15 protein-coding genes and 1 pseudogene are annotated in these 18,566 nt (G+C 72.0%); 8 read left to right on the top strand and 8 right to left on the bottom strand.

Annotated elements, in window-relative coordinates:
- Positions 1-67 precede the first annotated feature (67 nt).
- On the top strand, positions 68-505 hold the full coding sequence (locus tag IAG42_RS23060; RefSeq protein ID WP_188338855.1) for a GNAT family N-acetyltransferase: 438 nt from the start codon (positions 68-70) through the stop codon (positions 503-505).
- On the opposite strand, the gene IAG42_RS23055 is transcribed toward IAG42_RS23060, so the two are convergent.
- Both IAG42_RS23055 and IAG42_RS23050 read right to left on the bottom strand, forming a co-directional pair.
- Positions 487-813, bottom strand: coding sequence for a cupin domain-containing protein (locus tag IAG42_RS23055; RefSeq protein WP_188338854.1), 327 nt, complete (start codon positions 811-813; stop codon positions 487-489). The genes IAG42_RS23060 and IAG42_RS23055 overlap by 19 nt on opposite strands.
- A 127-nt stretch (positions 814-940) precedes the next feature.
- Positions 941-2,347, bottom strand: a complete 1,407-nt coding sequence (locus tag IAG42_RS23050) for an APC family permease (RefSeq protein WP_188338853.1) — start codon at positions 2,345-2,347, stop codon at positions 941-943.
- Positions 2,348-2,845: 498 nt separating this feature from the next.
- Here IAG42_RS23050 and IAG42_RS23045 point away from each other — a divergent pair, with 498 nt between their 5' ends.
- Positions 2,846-3,700, top strand: a complete 855-nt coding sequence (locus IAG42_RS23045; protein WP_188338852.1) for a LolA-like protein — start codon at positions 2,846-2,848, stop codon at positions 3,698-3,700.
- A 28-nt stretch (positions 3,701-3,728) separates the two neighbouring features.
- Here IAG42_RS23045 and mmsA read toward each other — a convergent pair whose 3' ends face one another.
- From mmsA to iolC, 5 genes and pseudogenes are all read right to left on the bottom strand, one after another.
- Positions 3,729-5,252, bottom strand: coding sequence for a CoA-acylating methylmalonate-semialdehyde dehydrogenase (gene mmsA, locus IAG42_RS23040; RefSeq protein WP_188338851.1), 1,524 nt, complete (start codon positions 5,250-5,252; stop codon positions 3,729-3,731).
- Between the two features lie 22 nt (positions 5,253-5,274).
- Positions 5,275-7,182 (bottom strand): 3D-(3,5/4)-trihydroxycyclohexane-1,2-dione acylhydrolase (decyclizing), encoded by a 1,908-nt coding sequence (gene iolD / locus IAG42_RS23035; protein WP_188338850.1) that lies wholly within the window; start codon positions 7,180-7,182, stop codon positions 5,275-5,277.
- On the bottom strand, positions 7,179-7,985 hold the full coding sequence (gene iolB / locus IAG42_RS23030; RefSeq protein ID WP_188338849.1) for a 5-deoxy-glucuronate isomerase: 807 nt from the start codon (positions 7,983-7,985) through the stop codon (positions 7,179-7,181). Before iolB ends, iolD begins: the two co-directional genes overlap by 4 nt.
- 31 nt (positions 7,986-8,016) lie before the next feature.
- Entirely contained in the window at positions 8,017-8,796 is a 780-nt protein-coding gene (locus IAG42_RS38595) for a Cgl0159 family (beta/alpha)8-fold protein (protein WP_394811290.1), read from the bottom strand.
- 330 nt (positions 8,797-9,126) lie between these two features.
- Positions 9,127-10,089, bottom strand: a pseudogene (gene iolC / locus IAG42_RS23020) (5-dehydro-2-deoxygluconokinase); the annotation flags it as partial.
- 140 nt (positions 10,090-10,229) lie between these two features.
- On the opposite strand from iolC, the gene IAG42_RS23015 reads away from it, so the two are divergent.
- From IAG42_RS23015 to IAG42_RS22990, 6 genes are all read left to right on the top strand, one after another.
- Positions 10,230-11,177: a sugar phosphate isomerase/epimerase family protein gene (locus tag IAG42_RS23015; RefSeq protein WP_188338848.1), complete on the top strand. Its 948-nt coding sequence runs from the start codon at positions 10,230-10,232 to the stop codon at positions 11,175-11,177.
- A gap of 12 nt (positions 11,178-11,189) precedes the next feature.
- The gene (locus IAG42_RS23010; RefSeq protein ID WP_188338847.1) at positions 11,190-12,173 is read left to right on the top strand and encodes a helix-turn-helix domain-containing protein; all 984 of its coding nucleotides are present in this window, start codon (positions 11,190-11,192) and stop codon (positions 12,171-12,173) included.
- Positions 12,174-12,620: 447 nt separating this feature from the next.
- Positions 12,621-12,821, top strand: coding sequence for a helix-turn-helix transcriptional regulator (locus IAG42_RS23005; protein WP_188338846.1), 201 nt, complete (start codon positions 12,621-12,623; stop codon positions 12,819-12,821).
- Between the two features lie 91 nt (positions 12,822-12,912).
- Positions 12,913-13,857, top strand: a complete 945-nt coding sequence (locus IAG42_RS23000; RefSeq protein WP_188338845.1) for a PrsW family intramembrane metalloprotease — start codon at positions 12,913-12,915, stop codon at positions 13,855-13,857.
- A gap of 88 nt (positions 13,858-13,945) precedes the next feature.
- Positions 13,946-14,251, top strand: coding sequence for a heavy-metal-associated domain-containing protein (locus IAG42_RS22995; RefSeq protein ID WP_188338844.1), 306 nt, complete (start codon positions 13,946-13,948; stop codon positions 14,249-14,251).
- A gap of 62 nt (positions 14,252-14,313) precedes the next feature.
- Entirely contained in the window at positions 14,314-16,530 is a 2,217-nt protein-coding gene (locus IAG42_RS22990; protein WP_188338843.1) for a heavy metal translocating P-type ATPase, read from the top strand.
- 607 nt (positions 16,531-17,137) lie between these two features.
- On the opposite strand, the gene IAG42_RS22985 is transcribed toward IAG42_RS22990, so the two are convergent.
- Positions 17,138-18,427 carry a citrate synthase gene (locus tag IAG42_RS22985; RefSeq protein WP_188338842.1) on the bottom strand — a complete coding sequence of 430 codons (1,290 nt, stop codon included), beginning with the start codon at positions 18,425-18,427 and terminating at the stop codon, positions 17,138-17,140.
- Positions 18,428-18,566 lie beyond the last annotated feature (139 nt).

The following is an 18,566-nucleotide window of genomic DNA, read 5'->3' as shown; positions in this document are numbered from 1 at the left end:
CGCCGACCGCAGTAGGCGTCGCGGAAACGCGATCGCCGCTGCCGGCGGCGCCTGCTAGAACTCCCCCATGCGGATCGACCGAGCGACCACCGTGCCCGAAATCCTCGCCGCGTCCCCCCTGTTCGACGCCCCGGCCCGCCCCGAGTGGGCCGCCGCCTTCCTCGCGACGCCGGGCCACCACCTCTTCCTGGCCTGCGAGGACGCCGACGATCCCGCCCGGCCGATCGGCTTCATCAGCGGCGTCGAGACGCTCCACCCCGACAAGGGCCGCGAGATGTTCCTCTACGAGCTGGCGGTCGCCGAGGGCCATCGCCGCCGGGGCACGGCCCGCGCCCTGATCCGCGCCCTGGCCGACCTGGCCCGGGAGCGCGGCTGCTACGGGATGTGGGTGGGCGTCGACCAGGACAACGCGCCCGCGCTCGCGGCGTACCGGAGCGCGGGCGGGGTGGACGAGGGGGCGTGCGCGGTGATGGTGTGGAGCTTCGTTCAGCCGCGTGAGCCGTAGGCCGGGCCGAACACGACGAGCAGGGCCAGGTCCTCGGTGATGTCGGTGAACCGGTGCTCCTCACCGGCCGGTACGAAGATCACCGCCCCGGGGCCGACCTCGGCGCTGCGGTCCGGGGTCGTGATCGTCGCGCGGCCCGCCGTGACCACGTAGATCTCGTCCTCCGTGTGCGGGCTCTGGGTGTCCTTGCCCCCGGCCGGGATGCAGTACGTCCCGACGGACAGGTCCGGCCTGCGCAGCTGCTCGTTCCAGTCCGTGGCGTCGTCACCGGGCCGCGTCCAGGCGCCCGCCCCCTCGATGATCTCCATGGCCCGAGCCTAGCGACCCTCGTCCGTCTTCCCGGCCGCTTCGGGCGATCGGTGAGCGGGCCCGGGACACACGTCGGCGCCGGGCCCCGTACGAGACGGGGGCCCGGCGCCGAAGCGGAGGTGGGGGTTACGCCTGGGCGTCCTCCGGGAGGGTCACCAGCCAGCGGGTCTCCTTGCGGGGGCGCAGGTAGACGGCCCAGTAGAGCGTGGCGACGGCGGTGATGCCGCCGGTCCACAGGAGGTAGGAGACCTCCTGCTGGCTGAGGATGTAGGCCATGACCGCGATCAGGACGGCGGGGACGGCGGGCCACAGCGGCATGCGCCAGGCCGACTGGTGGCGGTGGCTGCCGCGGCGGGACATCAGGGCGGCGACCGCGACGAGCAGGTACATGCCGGTCACGGAGACGCCGGTGACGCCGTAGAGGGTGTCGAGGTTGACGAAGCACAGGGCCGCGCCGGGGACGCCGACGACGAGGGTGGCGACCCAGGGGGAGCCGAAGCGGCCCAGCTTGGACAGGGCGCGGTTGACCGGCGAGGGCCAGGCCTTGTCGCGGGCGGAGGCGAACAGGACGCGGGAGTTCTGGATCACCATGACGATGCCCGCGTTGATGATGGCGAGGGCGACGCAGAGGGAGACGAAGGTGCCGACGGCCGAGTTCGACCAGGCCTCGACCATGCTGCTGATGTCGCCGGAGGTGAGCGCGGAGAGGTCCTTGGCGCCCATCGTGATCGCGATGACCGGGACGATGATGATGACCGTGGAGATGGCGAGGGTCGCGAGGACCGTGCGGGCCACGGACTTGCGGGGGTTCTCCAGCTCCTCGGAGAGGTAGACGGCGGTGGAGAAGCCCTGGGTGATGAAGAGGGCGATCGCGAGGCCGGAGACGACGAGCATCGCGGTGACGGTGTCGTGGTGACCGCCCTCGCCGGCGACCTGCATGGAGACGAGGGAGCCCGCGCCGCGCTCGGAGTGGGCGAAGCCGAGGACGGCGACGACGGCCGCGGCGATGACCTCCAGGACGAGGAAGACGCCGGTGATCCACGCGTTGGCGCGCAGGTCGAGCAGGCCCGCGAGGGTCGCGAGGAGCATGACGCCGGCGCCCGCGATCGACGGGTCCAGGTGGACGAGCGGGGCCAGGTAGTCGGCCGTGCCCATGGCGATCACGGGCGGCACGATCATCACGACCAGGAGGGACAGGACGAAGACCAGCCAGCCGGCGAGGCGGCCGGAGAGCGTGGAGACCATGGCGTACTCGCCGCCCGCGCTGGGGATCAGGGTGCCCAGCTCCGAGTAGCAGAACGCGACGCCGATACAGAGCAGCGAGCCGATGGCGATGGTGAGCGCGGTGGCCGTGCCGAGCGAGCCGAAGAGGTCGGGGACGACGACGAAGAGCGTGGAGGCGGGCGTCACGCACGAGAGCGTGAGCAAGGTGCCGCCGACGACGCCGATGGAACGCTTGAGCTTCTGGGGCGGTGCCGAGTTCGGCAGGGGCTCCACCGCGGGTGCGGCGGCAGGGCGAAGCGTGTCGGTCATGGAGGTTCCGATCGACTCGTGCGGCAGGTGGTTCGGCGGGGAGCGCTATCGCCTCCGAGGGCAGTGAGGTGCGCGGTGGTGCAGTGAAGAAAGGTTCGTGTCGCTCCCGGCGCGGTCATAGAACCTCGCCGATATCCGGAACGTCAACGGCCGTTTCCCTGCGGATTCCGCACTTCGCTCCAGGCCCGGCCGCCCTCGCTTCCTAAGGCTTTTGTAAAGTTCAGCGCCTTCTACGCAGCCCCGCCGAACTTCGACCTTGACTTCCAAGGCGTACCGCCGGGTACACCTACGTCGACCGGTTTGTCGCCTCCGTACGGGAACCGTTGCCCGGACGCCGAAGTTCTTCGGAAAAAGTCCGGAGTCCGGACGTCTCGCGCTCCGCTACCACATCCCACCTCGTGCGGAAGCCCGGGAACCGGACCCGCCCCTTTTCGCATCTTCGTACGATGCACAGCTGACGCACAGCGGACGCACACCTACAGGTGACAGGGGCGGGACATGAAGCACATACGGAGCGTGGCCTGGGCGGGGATCGCCGTCGCGGCGCTGGCCACGACCACGGCCTGCAGCGGCGAGACCGCGAAGAAGACGGCCGAGGCGGTCGGGAACGCCGACACGATCATGGCGGCGCTGTCCCGGGCCTCGGACCGTACGAAGGACCTCGGCTCGGCCGAGATCGAGTCCACGACGGACCTGGGCACGGGGGCGGGCCCGGTCTCGATGGACGGCACGTACTCCTGGGGCGACGGCGCCGCGTACGACGTCATGATGGACACGAAGGCCGCGCAGATGCAGTCGGTGCAGGACGACCCGACGCTGCGCGCCAAGATGGTCGACGGCGCCTACTTCTACAACGTGGACCCGCAGCCCAGCGGTCCCCTCGCGGGCAAGCACTGGATGCGCATCGACGTCTCCGCGGTGCTCGGCGAGTCCGGCGCCGCAGCGGCCGACAAGAACGCGGACCCGACGGCCGGACTGCGCTACATCGGCCTGTCGAAGAACGTGAAGGACCTCGGCGAGGAGACGATCCGCGGCAAGAAGGCCACGCACTACCGCGGCTCGATCACCCCGGAGAGCCTGAACCGGTCAGGCTCCGCGCTGTCCCAGACGGACAAGGACGGCCTCATGGGGTCCTTCACCGGGGACGTCGACAAGGTCACGTACGACATCTGGGTCGACGGTGACGATCTGCCGGTGCGGATGAACCAGTCCATGGGCCGGGTGAGCATCTCGATGGACTTCCTGAAGTTCGGCTCCACCAAGCCGGTCACCGCTCCGCCGGCCGCCGACACGGCGGACCTGACGGAGCAGGTGAAGCAGCAGGGCGCGGGCGGCACCGCCCCGCAGGGCTGAGCCGGCCGCGCCCGTGTCCTGACCCCGCTCAGTGGTTGCGCGGGAAGCCCAGGTCGACGCCCGCGGGGGCGTCGGCCGGGTCGGGCCAGCGGGTGGTGACGACCTTGCCGCGGGTGTAGAAGTGCGTGCCGTCGTTGCCGTAGATGTGGTGGTCGCCGAAGAGGCTGTCCTTCCAGCCGCCGAAGGAGTGGTAGCCGACGGGGACCGGGATCGGCACGTTGACGCCGACCATGCCGGCCTCGACCTCCAGCTGGAAGCGGCGGGCGGCGCCGCCGTCGCGGGTGAAGATCGCGGTGCCGTTGCCGAACGGCGAGGCGTTGATGAGCTCCAGGCCCTCCTCGTACGTGTCGACGCGCAGCACGCACAGGACGGGGCCGAAGATCTCGTCCTGGTAGGCCTTGGCGGAGGTCGGGACGCGGTCCAGGAGGGACAGGCCGATCCAGTGGCCGTTCTCGTGGCCCTCGACCGTGTAGCCCGTGCCGTCGAGGACGACCTCGCAGCCGTCGGCGGCGGCGCCCTCGACGTAGGAGGCGACCTTGTCGCGGTGGGCGGCCGTGATGAGCGGGCCCATCTCGGACGTCGGGTCGTTGCCCGGGCCGATCTTGATCTTCTCGGCGCGGTCCTTGATCTTCGCGACGAGCTCGTCGGCGACGGAGCCGACGGCCACGACGGCGGAGATCGCCATGCAGCGCTCGCCCGCCGAGCCGTACGCGGCGGAGACCGCGGCGTCGGCGGCGGCGTCCAGGTCGGCGTCGGGCAGCACCAGCATGTGGTTCTTGGCGCCGCCGAGGGCCTGCACGCGCTTGCCGTTGGCGGCGGCGGTGGTGTGGATGTAGCGGGCGATCGGGGTCGAGCCGACGAAGGAGACGGCGGCGACGTCCGGGTGCTCCAGGAGGCGGTCGACGGCGACCTTGTCACCGTGCAGGACGTTGAAGACACCGTCGGGCAGACCGGCCTCGGCCAGCAGCTCGGCGATCTTGAGGGAGGCCGACGGGTCCTTCTCGGACGGCTTGAGCACGAAGGTGTTGCCGCACGCGATGGCGATCGGGAACATCCACATCGGCACCATGGCCGGGAAGTTGAACGGCGTGATGCCGGCGACGACACCGAGCGGCTGGCGGATCGAGGCCACGTCGACGCGGGTCGCGACGGAGGTGGACAGCTCGCCCTTGAGCTGGACGCTGATCCCGCAGGCCAGGTCGACGATCTCCAGGCCGCGGGCGACCTCGCCGAGGGCGTCGGAGTGCACCTTGCCGTGCTCGGCGGTGATCAGCTCGGCGACCGCGTCACGGTTGGCGTCGAGCAGGGCGCGGAAGCGGAAGAGGATCTCGGTGCGCTTGGCGAGGGAGGACTGGCCCCACGTCGCGTACGCCTCCTTGGCGGCGGCGACGGCGGCGTCCACCTCCTCGACCGAGGCGAAGTCGACGCGGGTGGTGACGGCGCCGGTCGCGGGGTCGGTCACCGGGCCGTGGTTGCCCGACGTGCCCTCGACGGTCTTGCCGCCGATCCAGTGGTGGACCGACTTCGTCTCGGAGAGATTCGTGTCAGACATGCGGTGCAACTCCTGTTACGTCTCAGAGGTGGCGGCGTCGAGCGGTGACGTGCCGGTCGTACTCCTCGCGGGCTCTGACCGCCGACGGACGGTCGGCTGTCTCGGCCACGGGCACATCCCACCACGCCTGCGCCGGAGGCGGGCCCGACACTGTGTCTGGCGTTTCGGTCTCGACGTAGACACATGTGGGGCGCTCGGCGGCGCGGGCCGCGGCGAGCGCCTCGCGCAGGTCGCGGACGGTCTTGGCGCGGTGGACCTCCATGCCGAGGCTCGCCACGTTGGCCGCGAGGTCGACGGGGAGCGGGGCGCCCGTGTAGGTGCCGACACGGTCCTTGTAGCGGTACGCGGTCGCGAAGCCCTCGGCGCCGACGGACGCGGAGAGCCCGCCGATCGACGCGTACCCGTGGTTCTGCAGGACGACGAGCTTGACCGGGATGTTCTCCTGCACGGCCGTGACGATCTCGGTCGGCATCATCAGGTACGTGCCGTCGCCGACCAGCGCCCACACGGGCCGGCCGGGCGCGGCGAGGGCTACGCCGAGCGAGGCCGGGATCTCGTAGCCCATGCAGGAGTAGCCGTACTCGACGTGGTACTGGTCGCGGGACCGGGTCCGCCACAGTTTGTGCAGGTCGCCGGGGAGCGAACCCGCTGCGTTGATCAGGATGTCCTCGCCGGTCACCAGCGCGTCGAGGGCGCCGAGCACCTGGGCCTGGGTCGGGCGCGCCAGATCGTCCTCAGCGGCGAAACAGGCGTCGACGCGGCGCTCCCAGCTCTCCTTGCCGTCGCGGTACGCCGTGACGTACGCGGCGTCGGCACGCACCCCGCGCACCGCCTCGCGCAGCGCGGTCAGGCCCGCGCGGGCGTCGGCGACGAGCGGCAGCGCGGCCTGCTTGTGCGCGTCGAACGCCGCGATGTTCAGGTTCAGGAAGCGGACGTCCGGCGCGGCGAAGAGGGTGCCGGAGGCGGTGGTGAAGTCGGTGTAGCGGGTGCCGACGCCGATGACGAGGTCGGCCTCGCGCGCCAGCCCGTTCGCCGGCGCGGTGCCGGTGTGGCCGATCCCGCCGACGTCGGCCGGGTGGTCGTACGGCAGGGCGCCCTTGCCGGCCTGCGTCGACGCGACGGGGACGCCGGTGGCCTCGGCGAACTCCCGCAGCGCGTCCTCGGCGGCGCTGTGCCGCACGCCGCCGCCCGCGATCAGCAGCGGGCGCCGTGCCTGGCGCAACGCCTGTGCGGCCGCCGCGAGTTCGGCCTCGTCCGGGCGGGGCCTGCGCACCGTCCACACCCGCTCGGCGAAGAACTCCTCCGGCCAGTCGTACGCCTCCGCCTGCACGTCCTGCGGCAGTGCCAGGGTCACCGCGCCCGTGTCGACGGGGTCGGTGAGCACCCGCATCGCCTCCAGGGCGGCGGGGATCAGCTGCTCGGGCCGGACGATCCGGTCGAAGTACCGGGACACGGGCCGCAGGCAGTCGTTGACCGACACGTCTCCCGCGTACGGGACCTGCAGCTGCTGGAGCACGGGGTCGGCGGGCCGGGCCGCGAACACGTCGCCGGGGAGCAGCAGGACGGGCAGGTGGTTGATGGTGGCGAGGGCTGCGCCGGTGACGAGGTTGGTGGCGCCGGGGCCGATCGACGTGGTGACGGCGTGCGTGGCGAGCCGGCCGCTCTGGCGCGCGAAGCCGACGGCCGCGTGCACCATCGCCTGCTCGTTGCGCCCCTGGTGGAAGGGCATGGCGTCGGCGTACTGCACGAGCGCCTGGCCGAGCCCCGCCACGTTCCCGTGGCCGAAGATGCCCCAGGTCGCGGGGATCAGCCGCTGCCGGACGCCGTCCCGCTCGGTGTGCTGGCGGGAGAGGAAGCGGACCAGGGCCTGCGCCGTGGTGAGCCGCGCCGTCCCGGTCGCCGTCCCGGACCCCGTCCTCGTCCCCGTCATCGGTATCCCTCCGTCGCGTGGTCCGGGTGGAAGCGGATCCGCCACTCCCGCTCCGGGCCCGGTCCCGCCATCACGTTGAGGTAGTACATGGCGTGCCCAGGCTGGGCGATCGACGGCCCGTGCCAGCCGTCGGGCACCAGGACGGCGTCGCCGCTGCGCACCTCGGCGAGCAGCTCGGTGCCGCCGGGCCGCGAGGGCGACACCCGCTGGTACCCGTAGCCGCCGTCGCCCTCGATCTCGAAGTAGTAGATCTCCTCCAGCTCGGTCTCGACGCCGGGCCGGTGCTCGTCGTGCTTGTGCGGCGGGTACGAGGACCAGTGCCCGCCCGGGGTGATCACCTCGACGGCGATGAGCTGGTCGCAGTCGAAGGTGTCGGCCGCCGCGAAGTTCCGCACCTGACGGGCCGTCGTGCCGCTGCCGCGGGCCTCGACGGGGACCTCCGGCGCGGGACCGTGACGGACGGGGAGTCGTCGCCCGCATTTCGCTCCTGCCAGGGCGAACCGGCCTCCCGCGCCGGAGGAGAGCTCCGCGCGGGTCTCGCGCGGAAGATACGCGAAGTCGCTCGCGCCGCTGAACACGCTGTCCCTGCCCAGCAGTTCGATGATCCGCCCTGTCACCTCGACGGAGCAACCACCGGACAGCGGCAGAACGATCCATTCACTCGCGCCGGTGTCGAACACGTGCCGCTGCCCGGGTCCCAGTTCGAGCACCTTGAGCGCGGCGCGGGACCAGCCCGCCTGGTCGGGGTCGACGACGAGCGCGTACGTCCCGTCGCCCGCGCTGCCGCTGGGAAGGTAGGTCATGCCCCCACTCTCCTCTCCCTCTCCCCCGCCGCTACAGCAGCCCGACGGCCGTGTCGACGGCCTGCTCGACATCGCCGTCCGCCGGGTACAGCAGCGAGCGGCCGACCACCAGGCCCTGCACGGTGGGCAGTCGGAGCGCGGCCCGCCACTTCTCGAACGCGGCGTCCTGGTCGCCGTCCTTGATGTCGCCGCCGAGCAGGACCGCGGGCAGCGAGGAGGCCTCCATGACGCGGGCCATGTCGTCCGGGTCGTCGGTGACGGGCAGCTTCAGCCACGTGTACGCGGAGGTGCCGCCCAGCCCGGAGGCGACGGCGACGGACCGGATGACGGCGTCGGCGCTCAGGTCCGCGCGGGGCAGCCTCGATCCGGGATCGCGCCGCACCACGAACGGCTCGACGAACACAGGCAGTCGCAGCGCGGCCATCTCGTCCACGGCCCGCGCCGCCGCCTCCAGTGTGCGTACGGAACCCGAGCCCGGGTCGTCGTAGTCGATCCGCAGCAGCAGCTTCCCGGCGTCGAAGCGCAGCCGGGCCAGGTCCTGCGGCCGGTGCCCGGTGAACCGGTCGTCGAGCTCGAACGAGGCCCCGGCGAGCCCGCCCCGGTTCAGCGAACCGATGACGACCTTGCCCTCCAGCGCCCCGAGCAGCAGCAGGTCGTCGAGCACATCGGCCGAGGCCAGCACCCCGCCGACGCCGGGCCGGCTCAACGCCCGGCACAGCCGCTCCAGCAACTCGCCCCGGTCGGCCATCGCCATCGCGTGCTCTCCGACGCCGAGCGCGCCCCGGGCCGGGTGGTCGGCGGCCACGACCATCAACCGCCCGGCCTCCCCCAACAGCCCGTCGGCCCGCCCGCGCCGCGCAGCGGCCCGCCCCACCGACTCCGGCTCCCGAGCCCGCACCCGAGCCAACTCAGCCAGCACCCCCTCCCCGCCCCGGGCCACATGCAGTGCGCCTTCAGAGCCGCGAGGACCTGCGCCCTGGGGCGCACGAAGTGCGCCTTCAGGGGCGCGGGGAACTGCGCCCTGGGGCGCACGAAGTGCGCCTTCAGGGGCGCGGGGAACTGCGCGAGAACCCCCACCGACCCGCAGCCGCGCGCCAAGCCCCAAACCCCCCACCCCCAGAGGCGCCCCATCCGCGCCCCCGACCCGCCCCGCCTCAAGAACCCGCTCGACCTCCGGAGGAAACGGCATCGCGGACGAACACTCGAGCCGCCCCGCGACAATCGCCCCCGCCGCATTCGCGAACTCCACGGCCTCCCGCACCCCCCACTCCCCGAGCAACCCGTGGCACAGGCCGCCACCGAACGCGTCACCCGCCCCCAACCCGTTCACCACATCCACCGGCAACGGCGGCACCACCACGCACTCCCCGTCCGCGGACAGGGCCAGCACACCCCCGGGACCCTGCTTCACGACGGCGAGCCGGACCCCGTACACCGAGACCAACTCCCGGGCGGCGTCCAATGGTTCCCGCACACCCGTGGCGACTTCGACCTCGTCCAGATTCCCGACCGCAACGGTCGCGTACCGCAGCGCCTCCCGGTAGAACGGCCGCGCCTCCTCGGCGCCGCCGTCCCAGAACATCGGCCGCCAGTCCAGATCGAAGACGGTCGACCCCTCGGAGCCGGCCCGCGCCTCGAGCGCGGCGAGCGTCGCGCCGCGGCTCGGCTCCGCGCTCAGTCCCGTCCCGGTCATCCAGAAGATCCGCGCGTCCGTGATCGCGCCGAGGTCCAGCTCGTCCGCCGTGATCTCCAGGTCGGGCGCCTTGGGCCTGCGGTAGAAGTACAGCGGGAAGTCGTCGGGCGGGAAGATCTCGCAGAAGGTGACGGGCGTCGGCGGTCCGTCCACGGCGCCCGCCCACCGCGCGTCGACCCCGAACTCCTCCAACTGCACCCGCAGCCAGTCGCCGAACGGATCCCGTCCCGTGCGGGTGATCGTCGCGACGCGCCGCCCCAGCCGCGCCGCCGCGACCGCGACATTGGACGAGGACCCGCCGAGGAACTTCCCGAACGAGGTCACGTCGGCGAGTCCGACCCCCGTCTGCAGGGGATACAGATCGACCCCGATGCGCCCCATCGTGATCAGGTCGAACTCGCTGCGGGCCATGCGGGAAGTCCCTCCGACGCCTTCGTCCTGCGCTCACATCTAGTCCCGCCCCGCCCCTCTGTCAACATTTTGTCCTGACATTCGGACGAGATCCGTGCCCCGCCTTGACACCCCTCTCGGGGCACGCCAAGGCTGATCCCATGACGACGCCGGCACCCCGACCGTCCAGCCCGTCCCGACCCGCCGCCCCCTCCGGCCCCTCGCGCATCCGCGTGGGCTCGGCCCCCGACTCCTGGGGCGTCTGGTTCCCCGACGACCCCCGGCAGACCCCCTGGCGGCGCTTCCTCGACGAGGTCGCCGAGGCCGGTTACACGTGGATCGAGCTGGGTCCGTACGGGTATCTGCCGACGGATCCGCGGGTGCTGGCCGAGGAGACCGGGCGGCGCGGGCTGCGGGTGTCGGCCGGGACCGTCTTCACCGGGCTGCACCACGGCCCCGCCGTGTGGGACCGCACCTGGGAGCACGTCGCGTCCGTCGCCGCGCTGGCCCGGGACACCGGCGCGCGTCACCTCGTCGTCATCCCCTCCTTCTGGCGGGACGACAAGACGGGCGAGGTCCTGGAGGACGCGACGCTGACCGCCGAGCAGTGGGGACACCTCGCCGCACAGACGGAGCGGCTGGCCCGCGAGGTCCGCGACCGGTTCGGGCTGCGGATCGTCGTCCACCCGCACGCGGACACCCACATCGACACGGAGGAGAACGTCACCCGCTTCCTCGACGCGACCGACCCCGGTCTCGTGTCGCTGTGCCTGGACACGGGGCACTACGCGTACTGCGGCGGCGACAGCGTCGAGCTCATCAAGACGTACGGGGAGCGCATCGGGTACCTGCACCTCAAGCAGGTCGACCCGGAGGTGCTCGCCGCGGTGCGGGCGCAGGGGACGCCGTTCGGTCCCGCCGTCGCGCGGGGCGTGATGTGCGAACCGCCGCGCGGGGTGCCGGAGTTGGCCCCGGTCCTCGCGGCCGCCGAGGCGCTCGACGTGGACCTCTTCGCGATCGTCGAGCAGGACATGTACCCGTGCGACCCGGAGCGACCGCTTCCGATCGCACGCCGTACGCGGGGCTATCTCCGGTCGTGCGGCGTGTAGCACTATCGGCGCATGAGACGGTCGAGCGTGCCGCGCCAGACGAGTCAGCCGCGCCGGGCGGGACGTCCCGCCCGCTCCCCCGACGGGGCCTGGGAGACGGCCTCCGCGCTGCCCCACCCGCGGCTGCGCCCGGGGGTCATCGGCTACCGCGGGTTCCGGCTGGCCTTCCCGGGGCCGCGGGCCCGCCTGGAGGCGCCGATCGGCGCGGTGACGCTGATGATCGGCTTCGAGGGCGCGGTGCGGATCACGGAGGCGGGCGGCGGCTGGGTGGACGTGGGCGCGACGGGCGGCGGCACCGTCGCGCCGCCGGCGCGGGCGCGCACCGTGGAGCTGCGGTCCGTGCTCTCGGGCCTGACCACGATGCCGGTGCTCGGCGAGCACGACGGGCGGCTCGCCGGGGTGGAGGTGCTGCTCACTCCGTGGGCGGCGTTCCGGATGCTCGACCTGCCGCTGCGTGAGCTGGCCGGGCGCCCGCTGGATCCGGACACATTGGGAGCGCTCCCTTCCGCTGCCGTGGCCCGGCTCGCCGACGGACTGGCCGGTGCTCCCGGCTGGCCGGCCCGGTTCCGGCTGCTCGACGCGACGCTCGGGCGGTGGCTGGAATCCGGTCCGCACTGCGCGGACGGTACGGTCCGCGCCTGGCACGCGCTGTGCCACAGCGGCGGGGCGGTGCCGGTGACCGAGCTCGCGGAGGAGGCGGGGTGGGGTGTGCGGCAGCTGGAGAACCGATTCCGTGAGCAGATCGGGCTCAGCCCGAAGGCGGCCGCGCGGGTGCTGCGGTTGCAGCGGGCGCGGCGGCTGCTGTGCACGGGGAGCAGTCAGGCCGAGACCGCCTCGGTCTGCGGTTTCTACGACCAGGCGCATCTGAGCGGGGAGTTCAAGGCGATGACGGGGTGTACGCCGCGGGAGTTCGTGCGGGCCCACGGGAGGCCTCCGGCGGTTGACCGGTTGACGGGCGAAGCCACGAGCCTCCTACTGAGGCCGGGCCTGCCGTAGGGGGCCCGCGCCCTTCATCGCCGCCGCGCGCATCCTTGGCTGGCCGGGGCGAACGCCCGCGCCGTAGGCATTCGCGTTCACCTCGCGCCTGCGGCCCGGCGGGACTGCTCGCGCCCCGCGGCGAAGCCGCTGATGGATGCGGCCCCGCGCCCCTGAGAGCGCACTCCGTGCGCCTTCGGGGGGGGGGCGACCGACCAAGTGCGGGCCGATACAGGCTCATGCCCCCTGGGCGCAGTGGTTCATGCGTGCACGGTGCGTCCTCTTTGCATCATTCGCGTCACAAAAGCACCCTTCGTGTCACGCATGTCAGCCCTACGCGGGTTCTGCGTCACAGGCGTCACACAGGCCCTCCCTTCCTCACGGGTCCCCTCGTTCTCCGGGGACAGGGTGGGTGATCGTCGGCGGACACCCCCGCGCCGCCGCGTCGCCCGTCAGGGAGGAGCCACCATGACCGACCACCGGCTCTGGTCGTACAAGGACATCGCCGCGCACATCCGGGTGCAGCCCGACACCGTCCGCTCGTACCGCAAACACGGGCTGCTGCCGCCGCCCGACCACGTCGAGGGCGGCAAGCCCTACTGGTACGCCGACACCGTGCGGGCCTGGGTGGCCTCCCGTCCGAGGAACCGGGGCCGGTCCCTGGACTGAACCCCGCTGCGCCGGGCCGCCGTTCTGCGGCCCGGCGGACCCCTGCATAGGATTCGGGCAAATCACCCCATCCGGTGCGAGGGAGCCCGCCGTGACTCACCCCCAGCCCCCGGGATCCCCCCAGGCCCGCATCCCGCGGCAGCCGCCCCCGCCGGGCCCCCAGGTCCGGGCCGGCCTGTGGAAGCGCTGCCTGTGGGGCGGCCTGACGCTGTGGGTGCTGACCGCGCTGGTCACGTACGCCACGAAGAACACGACGCTGCTCCCCACCCTCATCCTGCTCGGCAGCTTCCTCGTCCCGGCGGTCTTCGTGCTGTGGGCGTACGAGCGGCACGGCCGCGATCTGGGCGTGCACCTGATCCTGGGCTGCTTCCTGGTGGGCGGCGTGCTCGGCGTCCTGGGCGCGTCGGTCATGGAGTACTACCTGCTGCACCCCTCCCTCTGGATCTTCGTGGGCGTCGGCCTGATCGAGGAGGCGGTCAAGCTCCTCGCCCTCATGTACGTGCTGCGCCGGTACCCGCACATCCGCGGACTGCGCGCGGGTCTCGTGCTGGGCGCGACGGTCGGCTTCGGCTTCGCGGCGTTCGAGAGCGCGGGGTACGCGTTCAACGCGGCGGTCACCATGAAGGGCATCGACCTGCGCTCCCTGCTGGAGACGGAGGTGCTGCGCGGACTGCTCGCCCCGTTCGGGCACGGCCTGTGGACGGCGATCGCCGGCGCCGCGCTGCTCGCGTTCCGTCGCCCGAACGGCCGCTACCGTCTCGCCGCGCCCGTCGTCACGACGTACCTCGGCGTCTCCCTACTGCACGCGCTGTGGGACTCGATGCACGGGATCGCCCTCTGGCTCGTCGCCCGCATCACGGGCACCGGCCTGGACCCCGCACTGTTCGCCCAGGGCTACATGCCCGATCCCACCGCCACGCAGGAGCATCTCTTCACGTTGTTCTCGGTCGGAGGCCTGGCCGCGGTCTCGCTCTTCGGCATCGGCTGGGCGCGTTCGCTCGCGCGTCGCGACCCCTCTTGGAAAAATACCCCCTAGGGGTATACAGTCGGGGACGTCAGGAGGCGCCGGGGACATCCCGGCCTCTTCCGACGCACACCCATCGAGGCATTCCGAGGAGAACGACATGAGCGCCCAGACCGAGCTCCCCCAGATCGGCTCCGAGACGTCCGGTTCCTGCTGCGGCGGCTCCTGCCACACGGACGCCGCGGCCCCGGCCGCCGAGGGCGCCGTCACCACCGTCTACCAGGTCAAGGGCATGACCTGTGGCCACTGCGAGGGTGCGGTCTCCAGCGAGATCTCCGAGATCGCCGGCGTCGCCTCCGTCACCGCGGTCGCCTCCACCGGCCAGGTCACCGTGGTCTCCGCCGCCCCGCTCGACGAGGAGGCCGTCCGCGCCGCCGTCGACGAGGCGGGCTACGAGCTGGTCTGACCGCTCACCACTTCGGGGGCCGGGGACATCCCCGGCCCCCGCGCCGTACGCTCGACAGCACCATGACGGACGTACCACCTCTCGACGCACCGCCGCCGCTGACCGAGATCGGCCTCTCCATCGGCGGCATGACCTGCGCGTCCTGCTCCTCGCGCATCGAGCGCAAGCTCAACCGCATCGAGGGCGTCACCGCGACGGTCAACCTCGCGACCGAACGGGCGAGGATCTCCTACGCCCCCGAGGTCACCCCCGACCTGCTGATCACCACGATCACCGGACTGGGGTACACGGCGACCCCGGACGAGACCGCTGCCGAGAGTCCGGCGGACGACTCCGGGGCCCGGCGGCCCGAGGCGAGCGGCTCCCGTGACGCCGCCCTGCGACGGCGCCTGGTCACGGCCGCCGTCCTGACCGTCCCGGTGATCGCGCTCTCCATGATCCCGGCCCTCCGGTTCCCCGGCTGGGACTGGCTCGCCCTGGCCCTCGCGACCCCCGTGGTGCTGGGCTGCGGCGCCGGCTTCTACCGGGCCGCCTGGACGAACGCCCGCCACGGCGCGGCCACGATGGACACCCTGGTCTCCCTCGGCACCCTCGCCGCGTACGGCTGGTCCCTGTGGGCGCTGGTCTCCGGCACCTCCCACACGTACCTGGAAGTCGCCGCGGGCGTCGTCACGTTCATCCTGCTCGGCCGGTACCTGGAGTCCCGCGCCAAGCGGAGCGCGGGCGCCGCCCTGCGCAGCCTGCTCGAACTCGGCGCGAAGGACGTCGCCGTGCTCGCCCCGGACGGCACCGAGACCCGGGTCCCCGCGGACCGGCTGCGCCCCGGCGACCGGTTCGTCGTACGGCCCGGCGAGAAGATCGCGACGGACGGCACGGTCGTCGACGGTCACTCGGCCGTCGACGCCTCCCTGCTCACGGGCGAGTCCGTGCCGGTCGACGTGGGCGTCGGCGACGCCGTGACCGGCGCGACCGTCAACGCGGGCGGCCGCCTCGTGGTCGAGGCCACCTGGGTCGGCGCCGACACCCAGCTGGCCCGCATGGCGAAGCTCGTCGAGGACGCGCAGACCGGCAAGGCGAAGGTGCAGCGGCTCGCGGACCGGATCTCGGCGGTGTTCGTCCCCGCCGTGCTGGTCATCGCGCTCGGCACCCTCCTCGTCCGGCTCCTCGTGACGGACGACGTCACCGGCGCGTTCACCGCGGCCGTCGCCGTCCTGATCATCGCCTGCCCCTGCGCGCTCGGCCTGGCCACGCCGACCGCGCTGATGGTCGGCACGGGACGCGGCGCCCAGCTCGGCATCCTGATCAAGGGCCCGGAGGCGCTGGAGTCGACGCGCGCCGTCGACACGGTCGTCCTGGACAAGACCGGAACGGTCACCACCGGCCGGATGACGCTCGACGCCGTGCACACCGCCGAGGGCGTCGGCGAGAAGGAACTGCTGCGGCTCGCCGGGGCCGTGGAGCACGCCTCCGAGCATCCCGTGGGGCGCGCGGTCGCCGCCGGGGCCGCCGACCGTGCGGGCGAACTGCCGCCGGTCACGGGCTTCGCGAACGTGCCGGGGCTCGGCGTGCGCGGCACCGTCGAGGGGCACGCGGTGCTCGTCGGCCGTGAGGGGCTGCTCACCGACGCCGGGATTCTGGTGCCGGCCGCGCTCACCGAGGCACTGGGTGCCGCGCGGGCGACGGGCGGCACGGCGGTCCTCGTCGCCTGGGACGGGGCGGCCCGCGGCGTGCTGGCCGTCACCGACGCGGTCAAGGACACCAGCGCGGAGGCCGTCGAGCGGCTGCGGGCGCTCGGGCTGACCCCGGTGCTGCTGACCGGGGACGGCCGGGCCGCCGCCGAGTCCGTGGCCCGCGCCGTGGGCATCGCGCCGCAGGACGTGATCGCGGAGGTGCTGCCGCAGGACAAGGTCGCGGTGATCGAGCGGCTGCGGGCCGAGGGCCGTACGGTCGCGATGGTCGGCGACGGGGTCAACGACGCGGCGGCGCTGGCCACGGCGGATCTGGGGCTCGCGATGGGCACCGGGACGGACGCGGCGATCGAGGCCGGCGATCTGACGCTGGTGCGCGGCGACCTGCGGGTCGCGGCCGACGCCATCCGGCTCTCCCGGCGCACCCTCGCCACGATCAAGGGCAATCTGTGCTGGGCCTTCGGCTACAACGTGGCCGCGCTGCCGCTGGCCGCCGCGGGGCTGCTCGACCCGATGATCGCGGGGGCGGCCATGGCCTGCTCCTCGGTTTTCGTGGTCACCAACAGTCTGCGGCTGCGCCGGTTCGGCTGACCGGGGACCGATCCGTCAGTTCTGTCCCACACAGTCTGGACCTGCACACAATCCACACGGCACAATTGCAGCACCCTCACACTGGGGCTCGGGTTCGCAAATCGGGTCCCTTGTGAACGCACGGGACAAATGCAAGAGACGTAGATCACATCGATCCCAACGTAACCCTTTGCAGGTCTCGTGAGTCTAAGGAGGCGATGCAGAAACGTCTTGGGGGGCGTTTCCGTATCGAGCGGGTTTGTCTTGGGGGACGAACCCGACTGCGTTGGCCGGGGCACGCGCACCGGGGAGCTTGAGCGGCCCACCCGTGCGTGCGTGTTCCCGGCAGCCGACGCGGACACCTGGACGCCCGGCCGGATCCCGTGGGGGGAATCCGCACCGGGACATGGAAAGCGCCCCGACTGCCGGCCCGTGGGGGGACCGACAGCGGGGCGCTTTCTGCTGCCCGCCTCACCGGAGGCCGGTGCGAGAGCGCCCCGTAAGGGGCGCGGGGCCGTTCCGATCGGCGACTCCGTCGCGGGGCGCGACCAGCCACGACGAACGGAACGCCGAAGGCCGGCCGCCACGCCCTACGGCGAGACGAACCGGCCTCTGGAAGCGGAGCGACTCAGCGCTCCTCGACGGGGATGAAGTCCCGCTCGACCACGCCGGTGTAGATCTGGCGCGGACGGCCGATGCGCGAACCCGGCTCCTTGATCATCTCGTGCCACTGGGCGATCCAGCCCGGCAGCCGGCCGAGGGCGAACAGGACCGTGAACATCTCGGTCGGGAAGCCCATGGCCCGGTAGATCAGACCCGTGTAGAAGTCCACGTTCGGGTAGAGGTTGCGCGAGACGAAGTAGTCGTCGGAGAGCGCGTGCTCCTCCAGCTTGAGCGCGATGTCGAGCAGCTCGTCGGACTTGCCGAGCGCGGACAGCACGTCGTGGGCCGCGGCCTTGATGATCTTGGCGCGCGGGTCGAAGGACTTGTACACCCGGTGGCCGAAGCCCATCAGGCGGACGCCCTCTTCCTTGTTCTTCACCTTGCGGATGAAGGAGTCGACGTCGCCGCCGTTGGCCTGGATGCCCTCGAGCATCTCCAGGACCGACTGGTTGGCGCCACCGTGCAGCGGACCCCACAGGGCGGAGATGCCCGCGGAGATCGACGCGAACATGTTGGCCTGCGACGAGCCGACCAGACGCACGGTGGACGTCGAGCAGTTCTGCTCGTGGTCCGCGTGCAGGATCAGCAGCTTGTCCAGCGCCGAGACGACGACCGGGTCGAGGTCGTACTCCTGCGCGGGCACGGAGAACGTCATGCGCAGGAAGTTCTCGACGTAGCCCAGGTCGTTGCGCGGGTAGACGAACGGGTGACCGACGGACTTCTTGTACGCGTAGGCCGCGATCGTCGGAAGCTTGGCGAGCAGGCGGACCGTCGAGAGGTGGCGCTGCTTCTCGTCGAAGGGGTTGTGGCTGTCCTGGTAGAACGTGGACAGCGCGGACACCACGGACGACAGCATGGCCATCGGGTGGGCGTCGCGCGGGAAGCCCTTGTAGAAGTTCTTGACGTCCTCGTGCAGCAGGGTGTGCTGCGTGATCTCGCTCTTGAAGGTCGCGAGCTCGTCGACGGTCGGAAGCTCGCCGTTGATCAGCAGGTACGCCACCTCGAGGAAGGTGGAACGCTCGGCCAGCTGCTCGATCGGGTAGCCGCGGTAGCGCAGGATGCCCTGCTCGCCGTCCAGGTAGGTGATCGCGGATTTATAGGCGGCCGTGTTGCCGTATCCGCTGTCGAGGGTCACCAGTCCTGTCTGGGCCCGGAGCTTCCCGATGTCGAAGCCCTTGTCGCCGACGGTGCTGTCGATCACCGGGTAGGTGTACTCGCCATCGCCGTACCGCAGTACTACAGAGTTGTCGCTCACGTCATCCCTCACCGACGTAGTGCCTCTTCTTCGAGGTGCCCTGACTGCCTCTACCATCCCCCACTTGGCCCACCAGAGTGCACTCGGGGTCGACCATTGGGCCTAATGGCGGCACTGGGTGCCACCAACCTTCTCATCC

The sequence above is a fragment of the Streptomyces xanthii genome (assembly GCF_014621695.1).
Lineage (GTDB): Bacteria > Actinomycetota > Actinomycetes > Streptomycetales > Streptomycetaceae > Streptomyces > Streptomyces xanthii.
The sequence above is the reverse complement of the archived record's forward strand: the minus strand, read 5'-3'. Positions and strand labels throughout refer to the sequence as shown.